The sequence below is a fragment of the Streptomyces sp. TLI_053 genome, from assembly GCF_900105395.1.
In the GTDB taxonomy this organism is placed as follows: domain Bacteria; phylum Actinomycetota; class Actinomycetes; order Streptomycetales; family Streptomycetaceae; genus Kitasatospora.
Map to the genome: position 1 here is coordinate 9,766,268 of NZ_LT629775.1, position 16,116 is coordinate 9,782,383.

The following is a 16,116-nucleotide window of genomic DNA, read 5'->3' on the forward strand; positions in this document are numbered from 1 at the left end:
ATGTCGGCCGGCATGCTGCGCACGAACGCGGCAATCACGACGATCTCGGCGGTGTCGTCCCCGGGCGCGGGTGGCCGGGGGTCCTGGCGGACCAGGTCGGCGAGGTCGGCGGCCTGGAGGGGTCGATGGCGATCGCGTGGGCGGCCAGGTGGCGCCGGTAGGCGGGGGAGTCGACCGGCGCGGTGTTGGCCTCCTCACCGGGCCGGGTGGCGGCCAGAACGCGGTCCTCACCCAGCATCGCGCTCACCGTGCCCGCCTCGGGCCACCGCTCGCCCCGGCGCCAGTGCCCGCCGGCGGGCGGGTGGTAGAGCCAGGGGTCGCCGCCGTGGTCGAGGTCGGCCAGTGCCCACAGCCCGGCGGTGAGCTCGAACAGGTCCAGGACCCGCCCCTCGGGGTCGGCGGCGGCGACGAGCTCGGCCACCTGCGGGTCGGCGCCGGCAGGCACGGGGCGGGGGACGAGCAGCCGCCGGTCGCAGCTGCGCACGGTCCGGGCGCCGGCGGCGACCTCGCGCCCGGCCTGCTCGGCCAGGGCCATCGCGGCGGGCAGCGAGCCGGCGGAGCCGAACCGCAGGGGCGAGGTCGCGTGGTGCACCCACGCCGGCACCCCCTCGGGGCCGGGGTGGACGGCGTACTTGAAGCCGCCGCGCTCGTGCTGGTCGACGCGCAGCTGCAGCGGGACGGGGCTGTCGGGCAGCGGCTTCGTGGCGCTCCAGCGGGCCTGCGGCACCGGTCCCGCGGACAGGTCGGCGCCCTCGGCGGGATCGGCCTGCTGCCAGGGGCCGCGGGTGGGGACCTGGTGGGTGGCGGCGGCAAGGGCCCAGTCCAGCAGGCGGATCAGGATCTGCCGCCCCTCCTCGGCCAGGTCCTCCCGATCGGGGCGCAGGTCCCGAGCGGCCTCATGGTCGATCACCGGCAGGAAGGCGAGCCGGCCCAGCTCGGCGAAGTCGACGGGGCAGCCTTCCAGTGCCCGGGTGCACCCGGGCGGGTCCAGCGGACCGGCCTCCCCGAAGCCGCCCTCCGCGGCCCGGCGGCGGTTCGCGCTCCAGCCGCCCTCGTCGTCCAGGTAGCCGGTACGCGGGTCGGCGAGCTCGGCGTCCGCGATCTCCAGCGCCCAGTCGGCCGCCCGCACCGCCACCTGCGTCGCCTCGATCCCGGCCAGCACGCACAGTCCCTCCGGCGCCGCCTGGGGCCGCCCCGTGCCGGGGGCCGGGGGATAGCTCGCCAGGAACGGGAGCACCGCGCTGCTCGCGCCGGCCCGCTCCCGCACCGGCCGCACCGGCCACAGCCCACGGTCCAGGTGGAGGGCGGCCCACGGCAGAGCGAGCCGCGCCCGGCCGCCGGACAGGTCGACCAACCGCCCGGAATCCACCGCCAGCTCCACCACCCCGTCGCGGAAGGGGAGTCCGGCCAGCAGCCCCAGCAGCACCACACGCCGCAGAAGCGCCGACAGGTCCCCCGCGCACGGCGCCACCCGCTGCCGCTGCGCCCGTCCGGCCGTGTCCTCCCCGGGTTCCGGGGCGGCTGCGAGGTCCGCGGCGCCGGCGAGGAGGACGTCGCCGACGTCGATCGCATCCGCCGCCGCCCGCTTCCAGTCCCGGGCGAACGTCCTCGCCAGGACGATCCGCTGCTCAGGGGCACCGACGGGATGAAGCACGATGTCCTTCGCCCCGGCGCTCCACCGCAGCCCGGCCACCCCGGTCAACGCCCCGTCGGCCCGCCGGACGGGCAGCAGCGCCCGGGCCCAGCGGTCGAGCTGGGTCCGGGCGACGTGGACGAGGGTCTCGGCGGGGCGCGGGGTGACGCGGCCGATGCCGAAGGGGCCGCCGGTGGCGGCGGGCCGGTGCGGTCCGTAGGAGGTGAGGAGGGCGGCCAGCACGCGCGCCTCCCAGAGCTCCTGCTCCGGGTGGAGCGGGCCGGGGATCGCGGACCCGTGCTCGGTGAGCTCGGCCAGGGCGAGCTGGTGCGGTTTGCCGGTGGCGAGCGCGCGGGCCTGGGCGAGCCGGCCGACCGGCTGGCGGCGGCCCGGCGAGGAAGAGGGTCGTGTGGTCATGGGAGTCCTGTCGCGCACTGCCCGGCCAGCACGTCGAGGAGGAGACCGCGGACGTGGTGCTGCTGAAGATGATGAGGGTGCGCGGGATCGCGCGGTTCTGCCTTCCCGGTGCCGCACAAGGCCGGGAGCGGCACCCCGGCACGGCGGCCAACGGCCGCCGCCCGACAGTCTAGGACCTGGGCCCCCTCTGCCCCAGCCACACGATCGAGCGAACCGCAGCTCCACCCGCGCGCCTCCGCGCCGAGGTCGCCGGCCCGGAGGCCAAGTGGTGCGACCTGGAGTTCTCGCTGCCCGTCGGCGGCCACTGTCCGCCCAAGTGTGAGCTTGTCACTTAGACCGTGTCCTATGTGGTGTGGCGGGCCAGTTGCTTGTAGCAGCAGAGGGTGGCGGCGAGGCCGAGGAAGGCCAGGTAGTTGCGGGGGTCGCGTTCGTAGCGGTGGTTGAGTCGGCGGTAGCCGGTCAGCCATGACATGGTGCGTTCGATGACCCACCTGCGGCGTCCGAGGCGTTCGCTGGACTCGATGCCCTTGCGGGCGATACGGACGCCGATCCGTTTGCCGCGCAGCCATTTCCGCAGATGGGGCACGTCGTAGGCCTTGTCTGCGTGGAGCCGTCCGGGCTTGCGGTAGCGGGCGCCCCAAGTGTGCTGTCTCATCAGGTGGGCCTCGACCATCGGCTTCAGGGCTTTGCTGTCGTGGGTGTTGCCGGCGGTGACGGCGACGACCAGGGGCAGTCCACCCGCGTCCGACAGGACGTGCATCTTGGAACCCGGCTTGCCCCGGTCCACGGGGCTCGGACCTGTGAGGTGGCCCCTTTTTTGGCCCTCACGTGGGCCGAGTCGAGCACGGTCCGGGAAACATCCAGCAGGCCGGCGTCGTCAAGACGCTGCAGGACCACCTCGTGCAGCCGGCCCCACACCCCGGCCCGCGTCCAGATCAGGAAGCGGCGATGAACGGTGGACTTGGAGACCCCGAAACACGGCGGCAAAGCGCGCCAGGAACAGCCGCTGACCAGCACGTACACGATGGCCGCGAACAGCGTCTCATCAGGCGTGTTCGCCGTCCCGCCGCCCTGCGGACGCACCCGCTCCGGCGGAATCAGCGGACTCGCCAACTCCCACAACCCGTCCGGAACAATCCAACTCCACGTACCCCGCCCCATGCCACAACCAACGAGCCATCACCACATAGGACACGGTCTTAACGTCCGGCTTCGAACGGGCACGTAGGTGCTCGCTCACCCCGGGCTCCGCTGTCCCTCCAGCCCCCTGCCGCGACGAGCGGACCTTGCGGCATGATCGGGACATGGAACGAGTTGTCGATCTTGACGAAGCTGTCCTTGAGGTGGAGCGACGGAGGAGCCGCTGGGAGGAGGCCGGGCTGACAGTCGAACCGGTCACGTGGCGCGACGAGCAGCGGAAGTGGCCGCAGCGGCTTGAGTCCGACCGAGCAGCCGTGGTGGACCCGGACTCCGTCGGAGTCGTGCTCACCGGCCTGGGAGGTGAACTGTCTGTCGTGCTGTTCCGTGGCGGCTGGGCGGACGTGGACTACTTCGCAGGTATCGATGACGTCGGCACCCTTCCCGCTTCCGACATCGACTCGGCTGCGGCGTTCGGTGACCAGCTCGACAGCTACGTGACCCGGACCTTCGGATCCTTCGGAAATTCGGCCACCTGAACCCGTCGTTCATCTTCGGCTTCGAACGGACGGGTCCGGTGATCACTCGTTCGGGTGTTCCCGGGACGGGGGCGTGGGCTTCGCGTGCTCCTGAACTCGACCAAGGGGTGCAGGACTTGATGCGAAGGCCGCAGTGATAGTTGCGCACCACTCCCGCCGGTGCGGTCCGCTACGTCGATCAGTCCCGGACCGAGGCGGCCGACGGAGTGCAGACCGGGCCGGCCGGCTGCCGACCGGGCGCGCCGCGGACTCCGGCCCGGGCTACAGGACGGGGGCGTAGGCGCGGGCCTGGGTGGTCCACATCGCCGCGTACTCCCCGTCAGCAGCCAGGAGCTCCTGGTGGGTTCCCTCTTCGCGCACGCGGCCGTGGTCGAGGACGATGATGCGGTCCGCGTGCTGGGTGGAGCCGAGCCGGTGCGTGATGAGGATGACGGTCCGGTCGGCGGCGAGTTCGCGGATGCGGTCGTAGGCGGCCTGCTCGGCCCGCGGATCGAGGGCGCTGGTGGGTTCGTCGCAGATCAGCAGGGGCGCGTTGCGGGCGTAGGCGCGGGCGGCGGCGATCCGCTGCCACTGCCCGCCGGAGAGGTCCCGGCCGCCGGACTGGGAAGGGCGGATGAGGGTCTCCAGGCCGTCCGGCAGCGAGTCGATGACCTCCGTGGCGCCCGCGGCGCGGGCCGCGGCGAGAACGGCCCGGTCGCCCTGGTCGCCCTGGCCCGGGGTGATGTTCTCCCGGAGGGTGGCCTGCCAGCGGGCGATGTCCTGGGGCAGCATCGCCACCCGGGAGAACAACTCGTCCGGATCGACGTCGGTCAGGTCGGTGCCGTCCCAGGTCACGGTGCCGCTGGTCGGCGGGTAGAGGCCGGCGAGGACCTTGGCCAGCGTGGACTTCCCGGCGCCGTTGTGGCCGACGATCGCCAGGACCTCCCCGCGGCGGACGGTCAGGCAGATGCCGCTCAGGACCGGGGCGGCCGCGCCCTCGTAGGCGAAGGTGACCCGGTCGGCGCGGATGACGGCGGGGTTGGCCGGGACCGGCGCGGGGGCGGCCGGGAGCCTGGTGCGGGCCTTGGCGTCGGCGAGGAAGTCGGCCCAGTCGTCCAGGTAGAGACCCATGCGGTAGGTGGTGGTCAGCCCGGTGGCCAGGCCGTTCAGGAGCGCGCGGCTGGTCTGGACGGCGATGAGGGCTGTGGCGGCGTCCGCGGTGGGAATCCGGCCGTGGACGGTGAGCCACAGCAGCGCGCCGTAGACGGCGAGGGCGGCCACGCCGGCCAGGACGTCGCCGCCGAGCTGGCGCAGCGCGTTGTCCGTGCCGATCCGTGCGGTGTGGTCCTCCAGGCGGCGGCTGACGGCCCGGTACTGGTCGAGCAGCCACGGGCGCATGGTGCCGGCGCGCACGTCGAGCGCGGTGCTGCGCCCGGAGGCGAGGTACATCAGGATGTGGCGGGTGCGGCGGTCGCCGACGGCGTGCCGGTCGGCGCGGTGGGCGGCCTGGGCGGCGCGGGCGGCGGCCCAGGCCCGGGGCTGCACGGCCAGGAGCAGCAGGGGCAGCAGCAGCGGGTCCAGGCCGGTCAGGACCGCGCTGGCCGCGGTGATGCCGAGGACCGCTCCGGTGACCGTGGTGAGGGATTCGAGCATGAGGTGTGCGTCCTTGGCGGCCCGGTTGGCCGCTTCGCCGTGATCGAGCCAGGTGGGGTTGTCGTAGGCGGCGAGGGGGACGCGGGTCGCGGCCTCCAGGTAGGCGAGTTCGGCGCGGCTGTCGACGGCCGGTCCGAGCCGGGCGGCCTGGGCGACGGTGGCGGCCGAGGCCAGGGAGCGGGCGGCGGCGACGGCGGCCAGGGCCAGCAGGGTGGTCTCGGCCCGGTCGAGCCGTTCCAGCGGGGCGCCAGCGGCGAACAGGACCGCGAACGCTGCGCGGGTGAGGTGGAGGCCGGCCGCGGTCAGCGCTCCGGCGGCGAGCTGGAGGCCGAGCAGGCGCAGCAGCGCGGTGCGGTCGGCCTGCCAGGCCAGGCCGAGGGCGATGCGGGCCAGGCGGGGCAAGGTGCGGGCCATGGTGCGCAGGCCGTCGGTGCGGTCTTCGTGCCGCTCGCTGCCGATGGACCAGGTGGGGAGCGGATCGGGCGCCGGGCGTCGGCGGCGCAGCCGGTTCCCGATCCGCTCCCTCAGGGGAGCCGGGGTGTGCGGTGCGGCGGTTGTGCGGAGCTGTGTGTCTGTCACATCTGCCGCAACGCTTCACCCATACGGGTGGACACGGCCATACCCTCGTTCCACCACATGTTCGAATCAGCCGGTGGTGTCGATCACCTGCCGATGGTCCCGCCACCGACCACAACGTCTGTTACTGACAGGCAGGAACGGTCGCAGCCGTTCCCACTCCGCATCAGTCAGATCACCCCGCCCCATGCCCAGACCAACGACCACCCCCAGCGATAGTCACATGATCGACCGGATGGAACCCAGCCGGGGCCGATCACGCGTCCGGATTCCTTCCCGCAGCCGCGATCGTGAGGCGCTCGGCCTGGAGCCTGGCGAAGGACGACAGATCATGATCCGAGGGCAGCCCCCTGGCGAACACGAGAACCACGACTGTCCCAACGCGGAACACAGTTGTCTCGAACCGTTCGCCCGATCCGCCGCTTTGAGCGTAGGCGTACGCGTCATCGGACCCGGGCACGCTGATGGTCAGCGGCGTAGAGTTGCCCTCTTGGGCTTTGTGGTCCTTGAGCTGCTCCTTCATGCGCACCTTGGCGTTGTCGAGGGAGTCGAAGGCGTAGAGCTCGAAGTGCGCGTTGGTGTCGCCCCGCGAATCACTCTTGACGAGGTCTGCCGACACGATGGCCGAGATACCGACGCAGCTCGGGAGGGGTTGACGAGCACACTTGTCCTGAGCCTTGCTGCCGTCGTCGGCGAACGGCCCTGTGAGGCTCCAGCCGTCAGGAGCCGCGAGTCGGCTCGGGATGGCCTGGTTGAGTTGGGACAAAGTGAACGGCGAGTCGACTGGCCTGGCGTTGCCAGAGGTGGCACCGCCGACGCTTGCGCTGGCGCTTCCGGTCACCGTTTCACCGCCCGATCCTCCGCCTCCGCCTGAACAGGCCGTGAGTGCCAGGATCAAGGCGAGCCCCGTACCCGCGACCCGTTTCTTGTGCCACACATCCGCCCCCAAGATTGATGCTCAATCAGCCGTGGCAAGTATCACGCAGATATTGCAGCATGGCGCCGATCGATCGATTGCTTCGCTCCCCTTGCCCCCAGACAAGATCGGCCGGACAAGTCCTACTCGTTCCCACCGCCGAGGACGAGCAGTTCATGCTCGAAGTCCGGCTGGCCAGCTGGGCCCGGACCCGCCCGACCATGCGCGCGACTGGCCGAAAGGGTCTGCGTGAGCATCCCGGTCTTCTGCGAACCGCCCTCCTGCAGGTCTGCCGGTGTCTAAGCTCCCCCATATGAGCACCCTCAGTGACCCGGACGTCACCGAAGAGCAGACCGCTGAGGCGGGTGAGCTGAACGAGCGCCTGGTATCGGAGCTGGAGCGGGCGGGCAGGATCACCACGCCAGCGGTCGCAGCGGCATTCCGGGCCACTCCCCGACACCTCTTCGTCCCGGGCGCCGGGTTGGCCGAGGCGTACACGGACGACTACCAGCCCACCGACCGCGACACTGAGGGCCGGCTCCTCAGCTCGCTCAGCGCCCCGTGGCTGGTCGCGCAGATGCTGGAGTACCTGCGCCCGCGCCCAGGCGACAGCGTTCTGGAGGTCGGCTCCGGCGGCTACAACGCGGCCCTCCTCCACCGGCTGGTCGGTGACGACGGCGCGGTGACCAGCATCGACATCGACAAGGCGGTGACCGAGCGCGCCCGCCGCTGCCTGCAAGCCGCCGGCCTGGAGGATGCCGTCCGCGTCCTCACCGGCGACGGTGCCCACGGCGTCCCGGACGCGGCCCCGTATGACCGGATCGAGGTCACCGTGCAGGCCGCCGCGATCGAGCAGGCATGGCTCAACCAGCTCGCCCCCGACGGCGTGCTCGTCGTCCCGCTGCGCGTGCGCGGACTGGGCCGCCTCGTGGCCCTCACCCCCGACGGTGAAGGGCACTGGAGCGGCGGCGGCTGGCTGCCCTGCGGTTTCGTGGCCATGCGCGGGGAGGCGGCGAGCTCAACCCGGATGTACGCGCCCACCCCCGGGGCCCGCGTGCGGGTGGACGGCGCCCAGCCGCTCGACCCCGAGGCGCTGACCCGGGCCCTCGAAGGTGCGGGCAGCCCGCACTGGTCCGGGGTCGAGGTGGGCGCGAGCGAGGGCACCAGGCCCGTCGTCGACCTGTGGCTCGCCACCGCGCTCGACATCTACGGCACCCTGCTGACGGACCCGCAGAAGTCCGCCTTGCGGGTGTTGCCCGGCGGCGCCCCGCTCACCTGGAACACCGGCTCCACCGCCGCTGCTTACGTGACGATGCGTCCGGTCGAGGGGCAGAGCGGCCGGTACGAGTACGGCGTCGTCTGCCACGGTGAGGACCGCGTCCTGGGCGAGGCCGTGGTGGAGAGCCTGCGGGAGTGGGACCGGGACCACCGGGGACGCTCCGGCCCTGTCCTCCATGTCTACGCCGAGGGCACCGACCCCGCCGCCATGGCCCCCGGCCGGGCGCTGGCGCGGCCCGGCGCGGCGATGGTCCTGACCTGGCCGGAGAACTGACGGCCACCCGCACTCCCGGGCCCGCGCGGTCCGGGCGCACCATCCCCACCCGGACGATGGAAGGAGGACGCACCATGGGCACCGAACTGTTGGACGCCTTCGCGCTCGACGCGGTGAACACGCCGCTGACCGGTGTGCGCGAGAACTACGCGGACACCGAGGGCGACACCACCGGTGACGGCTGCGGGGAATCGCCCCCGGCCGGCCCGACCAGCGGCTGTCTGATCCCGGACCAGCTGTAGCAGCACGCGGGTGGGCGGCACCGGCGGCTCCGGTGCCGCTCACCCGGCCGTTCGACAAGGGGGAGCTGTCCGTGCGTAGTCGTCTCGTGTCGGACCTGGTGGCTCTCGCCCGCCTGCCACTGCTGGCCGCCGACGGCACGAAGGCCGGCGGGCTGCTCACCGAGGGGCTGTTCCTCACCTCCCGGGACCTCGACGGCGCACCCGACGGCGCGCCGGCCCGGGCCGTCTACGACCTGCGGGCCCGCACCCGCACCACCCCCAACGGCGTCTGGGCCGCCACCACCACCGCCCACCTGACACCCGGGGAACCGGTCGTTCGGCTCGGCGAGGAACACCGCTGCGCCACGCTCCCCAGCCCCGCCTGGCTCGCGGCCGTCGCCGACCGCGCCCTCGACCTCCCGAACGTCCTCGACCTCCTGCACCTGTACGCCAACCCGGCCGCGCTGCAGCGCGGCCGGGTGCTGGAGGCCGAGCACCCGGGGCCCGACGGTACGGCGCAGCTGGGAACGGCCCGGGCAACCGAGGTCTCCACCTGGCTGCTGCGCGAGTGCGGCCGCACCGGCGGCGCTGCGGCGGGGCCGGTCGTGTGCGCGGCGCTCGAACGCTGGCCAGGGGCCGACACCGCGGTTGCGCGGGTCGCGATCACCGCGCTGGTCCGCACCGGCCTGCTCCTGACCGATCTCCTGCCAGTCGACCTCACCGACGACCCCCTGGGCCATCTCGCCACGAAGCTCCCGCCGGCGGCGGGTCTGCGCGCCGCCGTCCTCGGCCTGCGCGCGCTGCTGGCCGACGCGGACCGGCACCGGCCCGGCGCCTCCGAGCGCCTGCCGATCCTGCGCGCCGCCCGCCGGGCCGCCGACGCGATCCACACCACCGACCGCCCTCTGACCTGCGACACCATCGCCGACGCCGAACTGCGCCTCCCGGCCACGGTGGGAAGGGAGGCGGCGCGGACAGTCGACACGTTGTGGCGCATCGGCCACCGCACGGTCCCGCTGCAGGATTGGTCGGCGAAGTTCCGAGAGGTGTACGGGCCGCACCGCATGGTCCCGCTCCCGGAGGCCGTCGACCCGGCCACCGGCATCGGCCCTCCCGGGCCGCAGGACGCGATCGGCGCCCGCACCGACCTGGAGGACCACCGCACCCAGCTCCTCCTCGCGCTGCTCACCACGGCGATAGCGCGCGGCGAACAGGAGGTGGAGCTGACCGAGGCGATGGTGGACGCGCTGGCCCACCGCGGCGAGGGGAGGCCGCCGCGTACGGCCGAGGTCCACGTCCGCGTCCGGGAGGACGAGGCCGGACGTCTCGCGCTGGCGGTCGGCACCCACGCGGCGCAGGACGCGGGTTCCGCGGCCGGACGCCTCGCCCGCTACCTGCCCGACCTCACGCCCGAACCGCAGGCCGACGACGGGCCGGTGACGGCAGAGATCGTCTGCCGCCCCCTCACCGCCGCCACCGGGGCCCTGGCGGTGGAGAGCGGGCGAACGGCGTACCGCATCCCCGTGGGCCTGCCCCTCACCGGCCCCCGGGACCTCGACCCCCGCACCCTGCTCCTCACCGCGACCCCGGCCGGCCACCTCGCCCTCTGCTCGCCGCAGCTCGGCCGCCCGGTCCGACCTGTGCTGCTCAGTCGGATCACCCGTGCGCTCCTGCCGCCGGTCGCCCAGCTCCTGCACTTGATCGGGCACGCGGACGAGCGGCCCTGGCACCCCTGGTCCTGGGGCCCCGCCGTCCACGCCCCCTACACCCCGCGCGTCACCTACCGCTCCACCGTCCTCGCCCCGCAGCGCTGGCTCCTTCCTCAGGACCTCCACACGTTGGTGGACCACCACGACCGCTGGCACAGCCGGCTGGAGGAGTGGCTGGCCCGCCCCACCATGCCGGTGCCGCAGCAGGTGGTGATCGAGGAGAGCGACCGGCACCTGCCCGTCGACCTGCGCGAGGCCGGCCACCGCGAGCTGCTGCGCCGCAGCGTCCGCCGCGGCTGCCGCACCGTCAGCGAGGTCCTGCCGGGCTGGCCCCCGGTGCACGGCCGGGACGGCCGCCACCATCTCGAACTCGTCATCGGCCTGCGTCAACAGCACGAGGTCGCGCAGCCGGAGCTCCTGGACCCCCGAACCGCGGCCCGCCCCCGCGCCGCCGACACAACCCCCCACGGCGGCACCTGGCTCTCCCTCGCCCTGCCCGCCCCTTTCCGGCACCAGGACGCGATCCTCGCCCAGCTCCCGCACACCCAGGGCACGCTGTCCTACTGGCTCCGCTACACCACCCCCGGCCTCGGCCCCCACCTGCGCCTGCGCTACCACGCCACCCCCGACCATCTGGCGGAGATCCAGCAGGAACTCGCCCACCTCGCCGCCCGGCTGGCCGACCAGAACCTGACCGACGGCCACCTCATTGCCGAGCCGTACCGGCGCGAGACCCAGCGCTACGGCGGCCCCGGCGCGATCGACGCGGCCGAGGCGGTGTTCGCCGCCGACTCCGCCCTCGTCCGAACCGCCCTCCCCGACCACGGCGACGACCGGAGGATCGTCCTCGCGGCCCACTCCATTGCCGCCATCGCCCGCACCCTCAACACCCCTACCGCCGCCCGCCCCCGCCCTCTCACCGCCGACCTGCGCCGCCGCCGCGAGGCGCTGCGGGCCGAGTGCCGCACGGCCACCGTCCCCGCCGAACTCACCGGTCCGTGGAACACCCTGCTGGAGGCCCTGAGCGCCTACCGTCCCCTCCTCACCGCCGAGGCGGCACCCCTGTGCGCCTCCGACCTCATCCACCTGCACGCCAACCGCCTCCTCGGCACCGACCCCGGCCGCGAGCACCTCGCCCGCTCCCTCGCCACCGACCTCCTGCGCCATGCCTGACCCCTGCCTACTCGTCGAGGAGACCGTCGCCGCCGCGCTCGACCCCGACCAGGTCACCGCCAACCTGACCCCCGGCGCGGCCGCCACCCTCGCCGACGGCCTGCCCGGCACCGCGCTGCTCCTCGCCGTCCTGGCCGACGGGGACACCACGCTGATCGACGCTGCCGACCGGCACTGGGACGCCGCCGCCAGCCTGGTCGCCGGCTCCCGCCCGGACGGCATCTACGCCGGCCCCGGCGCCCTGGCCGCCTCCCTCGTCCACGGCAGCGCCCACCTGCCCGCCGACCGGCGCCGGCACGAAGCCCTCGGCCGCGCCGCCGCCTGGCTCTCCGCCCGCGCCCAGGGACTGGCCGAACACCAGGCCACCCGGAAGCGAGCGGGCCGGCCCGGAACCCTGTGGGGTATCTACGACACCATCAAGGGCCTGGCGGGGATCGGCCGCACGCTCCTCGCCGCCCTGCAGCTCGGCCTCCCGGAGGCCGCGCCGGGGCTGACCGCCGCCCTCACCACCCTCACCGGCATGATCACCACCACCGGTGACGCGGGCCGCCCCGGCTGGTGGGTCGCCGCGGACGACCACACGCTCACCGTCCCCGGCACCCTGCCGCCTTCCGGCACAGCAGGCACCGGCGCCGCGCACGGCATTGCCGGGCCCCTCACCCTGCTCGCCCTCGCACACCAGGCCGGCGTCTCCGTGCCCGACCAGGAGGAGGCCATCGCCACCGGAGCCCACTGGCTCCTCAGCCGTGCCGCCCCCGGCCCGTCCTGGCCTCCGTACGTCAGCGGCGACGACCTCGCGCGCCCGCCCACCGGCGACCTTCTGGCCGCAGCTGCGGGCCGCCGTGACGCCTGGTGCTACGGCGCCCCCGGGATCGCCGCCGCCCTGCACCACAGCGGCCGGGCGCTCGCCGACCCGACCCTGACCGCTGCGGCCCGCCGGGCCCTCGACGCCCTCGTCCGCCGGGCGCCCGCCACCTGGGACACTTCCGGGCCCGGACTCTGCCACGGCAGCGCGGGAATCCTGCAGGCCGCCACGCGCCTGGACCACGCCCCGCTCGCCGACACGGCCGCCCGGCACACCACCATCGCCTTTCACGAGGCCGCTCCCGTCACCGGCTTCCTCACCGGCCGCGCCGGGGCCGCCCTTGCCCTGGCCGCCCACCGCCAGCCGACCAGCCGGCAAGGCCCCTGGGACGGCCTGCTCATGCTGGCCTGAACCACCCGGCTCGTGCTCGCCGCGCTCCGACGGACCCGCAGGGTGCGCAACCGCCCAGCCGTGTTTCCCCGGCCCATGACGACCCGCACACAGTCCCCGAAGAGCCGTCAGAACGGCGGCTCGGCGCCGTAGACCGGATCCTGGGCGGGTGCGGGCGGCCGTTGCAGGACCTGGACCGCGTCCTGGACGCGGCCGAGGTCGATGAAGTGCCGCGCGAGCAGCGTCCCGTTGGCGGGCGCGCCGCGTTCGAGGACGGCTACCGCTTCCTCGGTACGCCCGGCCCCGGCGAGGACCTCGGAGATGCCCCAGGCCGCGTACCAGGTGGACCCCTCGGGGTGCGCCCGGGCCAGTTCGAGCGCCTCGTCGACCAGACCGAGTCCGGCCATGAGCGCAAGCCGCGTCCCGAAGAACTCCCACCCCTCCTCGCCGCCCCGGCGTGCCCTCAGAGCATCGAGGTAGGCCAGGGCGTCGTGGGCCCGGCCGTGGTCGGCATACAGGTAGCACAGCGTGCCGACGATCCAGTCCTCCGCGCCGCCGGGGGAGTCGGCGAGCTCGCGCATCACCGCGATCACCTCGCGGGCCCGTCCGTGCCGGACCAGGAGCCGGGCCAGCGGGACGGCCACGTGCCACATGCCGTTCGACCCGGCGCAGCCGTCCCTCGGCGGTCAGCCCGCCGCCATCCGCATACCTCACACACCATCGGATACAGCCGCCACAACACGTCCGTCAGGCAATTCGGAGCAGTTCACCCTGACGGGCCGAAGTCAGCAATCTGACGTATCGCCAGAGGTATCCGGATGGTGCAACCGACAGGCCCCGACAGATGTGAGAGACGAGGCCCCCTCAGGGGCTGAAGCGGTTGAGCCCGGGTTGCGGGCTCCTTGACGGGTTCGGATGAGACCAGCGGTGCGGGGACATCGCGGAGAGCGGCGCGCTCGAGAGACCACCGGATGGGGTCCCTCACCGGCGTAATCGGCGCGCTGTGTTTACAGGACGAATGCTGAGGGGTCCTCCTTCTCGGACGGGTCCAGTCCGCGGCTGGGGTGGTAGGCGCCTTGCCAGAGCAGGAGGTCACCGATCACCGGTTCGGCGAGTGCGGTGCCGAGTGCGGCCTTGGCCTCGTGGCGGGGGATCGAGGCGGTGTGTGGTTGCAGTCGGCGCAGGGGCTCGGGGCCACAGGGGTAGGGCGAGCGCAGGGCGGCGATGTCGGCTTCGATCGCGTCTCTGTCGGCCTCCTGCCGGATGACGATGACGGGCTGGTTGTACTCGTCGTTGATCATCCGGAATGCCTGGTCGACTGCGGGGAAGTCCATGCGTGCGCGCAGTTCGTCGATCTCGCCGCCCATGGTGGTTCGGCTGCTGCCGTGGAGGCTGTAGCGGAGCTGGTAGTAGCGGCTGAGGGCGTCGAGGTCGTCGGGTTCCGCGAGGCCGGGACCGATGTGTGCCGCGGTGGCCTTGAGAGCCGCTTCGTAGATGTTGTCGCGGGGCTGGCCCGCATCGTGGACCTGGAACACCACGACAGTGCCTTCCCGCAGGCGGCCGTCGCGGTTGCAGCGTCCGGCGGCTTGCTGGAGGGATTCCGCCGGGGCCCAGGCCCGGAAGACGTGAGGGAAGTCGAGGTCGACGCCGGCCTCGATGAGCTGCGTCGACACGACATGGACAGCCTCGCCTGCGGCGAGTATTCCCTTGATCCGCTCGATCATCGTACGCCGGTGCTCCGCCGTCATCCGCGTCGACAAATGCAGGACCGGCACGGGCGCCTGCTCTTCCACGAGGCGGTGCAGACGTGCGGCGTCCATGGTCGTGTTCACCACCGTCAGCGTCTGGTTGCCACTGCTGTGGGCGATCTCCTCGGCCATCGACTCCCACGTCACGTGCGGGCCGGTGCGCCAGTCGTAGCTGACGCGGCGCAGTGCGGTGAACAGGTCGGCGGGGTCGTCGATGAGTTCGCGGCGGGGCACGCCGTGGAGCTGGGCGAGGGACCAGAAGTCCGGCTGGGTCGCGGAAACGAGGACGACGGTGGTGCCGAAGCGCTCGACCAGCCCGCGTAGTGCGCTGAGGATCGGGACGAGAAGATGGTCCGGGAGAGCCTGGACCTCGTCCAGGACCATGACCGACTTCGCCAGGCGGTGCAGTTTGCGCATGGCGGCGGGCTTGTAGGAGAAGAGCGATTCGAAGAGTTGGACCGTGGTCGTCACGACGAACGGGGCGTCCCAGTTTTCGGCTGCGGTGCGCTGTCGGCGGGCGTCCTGGCCATCGAGGTCCACCGAGCTGTGGTGTTCCAGCACCGTTGGGGGAAGGTCCTGGTCGTCGGGATCGAGGAGGGCCCGGTAGACCTGGGCGTTCTGCTGGGTGATGCTCACATAGGGTACGGCGACCACGACCCGCCGCAGGCCGTTCGCGGCCGCGTGGTGCAGCGCGAACCCGGCCGAGGAGAAGGTCTTGCCGCCGCCCGTCGGCACATGGAGCACGTACATGCCGGGCCTGTTCGGGGCGGCGTCCACCGCCTGCTCGTAGATGCGCCGGCGGATGTCGTCGACCGGAGAAGGCGGGCGCGCGGCAAGGGCGTGGCGGCGGCGCTTCTCGAAGAGGTCGGCGAGAGCGGACATGTCGGGGTCCTCGCGGACTGCGGCCGGCCGATCGGCGAAGTGCGCGCTGGTGTCGAGGAAGTCGGCGTCCACGACACAGCTGAACAGCATCCGCAGGAGCAGGTCCCGATCAAGTACGGTAGCCGGGGCCGCCGGGCCGATGAGCCACTGCGGCACCGGTACCCGGCCGGCGGGCTTGATCTCCGGGACGACCGCGGCGACGCAGGCAATCGCTTCCTCGATCAGCGCACGGTCCTTGTGAGTCCGCGCCTTCACCGAGTCGATGAGCGTCTGCAGGTCCTGGTACCTGGGAAGGCCACCGTGATGACCCTGCACGACGGCGGCGAACGGCCGCCCGGCGTGCACCGCAGCCAGCCACGCGCCGGCCTCCTTGTGAGGAACGCCGACCTTCCCGCCACGGGCCTCGGCGGCGTGCAGACCGTGTTGCCAGGAACAGGACCCCTTGCCGACGTCGTGCACCAACGCCAGGTATTCGGCGATCGGGCCGGCTCCGAAGGCAGTGGCGAACTGCCTTGCTAACATAGCGGATCCGCGTAGGTGCTCCTCCAGAGTATGACGTCGGCCTGATAGGTTCCGGCTGTGAGCCCACAGCGGCGTCACGCCGCTGCTTGAGTCCTCTATACCGATCAGATTTCCCATGACCTGGACCATACGGCTGTCGGCCGACAGCAAACGGACATAGTTCGGAACCCGAAGTGCACAGACGATACACGCTTCACGCCGAAGCAAGATGTCCGAATTAAGTACATCCGAGTCCCTGGAGTACCCCATTGGCTAGCGTCGGAT

At 72.9% G+C, this 16,116-nt stretch carries 12 protein-coding genes and 1 pseudogene; 6 read left to right on the forward strand and 7 right to left on the reverse strand.

Going from position 1 to position 16,116, the window contains the following annotated elements; genetic code table 11:
• Positions 1 to 34: 34 nt before the first annotated feature.
• Positions 35 to 2,050, reverse strand: coding sequence for a hypothetical protein (locus BLU95_RS40585; protein ID WP_093864454.1), 2,016 nt, complete (start codon positions 2,048 to 2,050; stop codon positions 35 to 37).
• Between BLU95_RS40585 and BLU95_RS42820 the strand changes: the two genes are divergently transcribed.
• Complete coding sequence (locus BLU95_RS42820; protein ID WP_159425265.1) at positions 2,041 to 2,223, forward strand: hypothetical protein; 183 nt, start codon at positions 2,041 to 2,043, stop codon at positions 2,221 to 2,223. The two genes, BLU95_RS40585 and BLU95_RS42820, sit on opposite strands and share 10 nt — an antisense overlap.
• Positions 2,224 to 2,393: 170 nt before the next feature.
• Here BLU95_RS42820 and BLU95_RS40590 read toward each other — a convergent pair.
• Positions 2,394 to 3,211, reverse strand: a protein-coding gene (locus BLU95_RS40590) for an IS5 family transposase (protein ID WP_093864004.1) whose coding sequence is annotated in 2 segments (ribosomal slippage) — positions 2,394 to 2,854 and positions 2,854 to 3,211 — 819 coding nt in all. Because the reading frame shifts where the segments join, the coding sequence is not laid out codon by codon here.
• 143 nt (positions 3,212 to 3,354) lie between these two features.
• On the opposite strand from BLU95_RS40590, the gene BLU95_RS40595 reads away from it, so the two are divergent.
• Positions 3,355 to 3,726 (forward strand): hypothetical protein, encoded by a 372-nt coding sequence (locus tag BLU95_RS40595; RefSeq protein ID WP_093864455.1) that lies wholly within the window; start codon positions 3,355 to 3,357, stop codon positions 3,724 to 3,726.
• A gap of 261 nt (positions 3,727 to 3,987) precedes the next feature.
• On the opposite strand, the gene BLU95_RS45400 is transcribed toward BLU95_RS40595, so the two are convergent.
• The 3 genes and pseudogenes from BLU95_RS45400 to BLU95_RS40610 all read right to left on the reverse strand — a co-directional run bounded on the left by BLU95_RS45400 (position 3,988) and on the right by BLU95_RS40610 (position 6,832).
• A complete protein-coding gene (locus BLU95_RS45400) occupies positions 3,988 to 5,937 on the reverse strand; it encodes an ABC transporter ATP-binding protein (protein ID WP_093864456.1) in 1,950 nt (649 codons plus the stop codon).
• A gap of 78 nt (positions 5,938 to 6,015) precedes the next feature.
• A pseudogene (locus BLU95_RS44850) lies at positions 6,016 to 6,123 on the reverse strand (IS5/IS1182 family transposase); the annotation flags it as partial.
• Positions 6,124 to 6,190: 67 nt separating this feature from the next.
• A complete protein-coding gene (locus BLU95_RS40610) occupies positions 6,191 to 6,832 on the reverse strand; it encodes a hypothetical protein (protein WP_159425266.1) in 642 nt (213 codons plus the stop codon).
• A 331-nt stretch (positions 6,833 to 7,163) separates the two neighbouring features.
• Here BLU95_RS40610 and fxlM point away from each other — a divergent pair, with 331 nt between their 5' ends.
• The 4 genes from fxlM (at position 7,164) to BLU95_RS40625 (ending at position 12,721) form a co-directional block, all read left to right on the forward strand.
• Positions 7,164 to 8,402 carry a methyltransferase, FxLD system gene (fxlM, locus tag BLU95_RS40615; RefSeq protein WP_093864459.1) on the forward strand — a complete coding sequence of 413 codons (1,239 nt, stop codon included), beginning with the start codon at positions 7,164 to 7,166 and terminating at the stop codon, positions 8,400 to 8,402.
• Between the two features lie 74 nt (positions 8,403 to 8,476).
• Positions 8,477 to 8,644, forward strand: a complete 168-nt coding sequence (locus tag BLU95_RS43170) for a hypothetical protein (RefSeq protein WP_173862210.1) — start codon at positions 8,477 to 8,479, stop codon at positions 8,642 to 8,644.
• Positions 8,645 to 8,715: 71 nt separating this feature from the next.
• Positions 8,716 to 11,505, forward strand: a complete 2,790-nt coding sequence (locus tag BLU95_RS40620) for a lantibiotic dehydratase (RefSeq protein ID WP_159425267.1) — start codon at positions 8,716 to 8,718, stop codon at positions 11,503 to 11,505.
• On the forward strand, positions 11,498 to 12,721 hold the full coding sequence (locus BLU95_RS40625) for a lanthionine synthetase LanC family protein (protein WP_093864461.1): 1,224 nt from the start codon (positions 11,498 to 11,500) through the stop codon (positions 12,719 to 12,721). Before BLU95_RS40620 ends, BLU95_RS40625 begins: the two co-directional genes overlap by 8 nt.
• 107 nt (positions 12,722 to 12,828) lie before the next feature.
• Here BLU95_RS40625 and BLU95_RS42825 read toward each other — a convergent pair whose 3' ends face one another.
• Both BLU95_RS42825 and BLU95_RS40635 read right to left on the reverse strand, forming a co-directional pair.
• Positions 12,829 to 13,353 carry a tetratricopeptide repeat protein gene (locus BLU95_RS42825; RefSeq protein ID WP_159425268.1) on the reverse strand — a complete coding sequence of 175 codons (525 nt, stop codon included), beginning with the start codon at positions 13,351 to 13,353 and terminating at the stop codon, positions 12,829 to 12,831.
• 354 nt (positions 13,354 to 13,707) lie between these two features.
• Positions 13,708 to 15,969 carry a CRISPR-associated helicase/endonuclease Cas3 gene (locus BLU95_RS40635; protein WP_093865480.1) on the reverse strand — a complete coding sequence of 754 codons (2,262 nt, stop codon included), beginning with the start codon at positions 15,967 to 15,969 and terminating at the stop codon, positions 13,708 to 13,710.
• Positions 15,970 to 16,116: the final 147 nt, after the last annotated feature.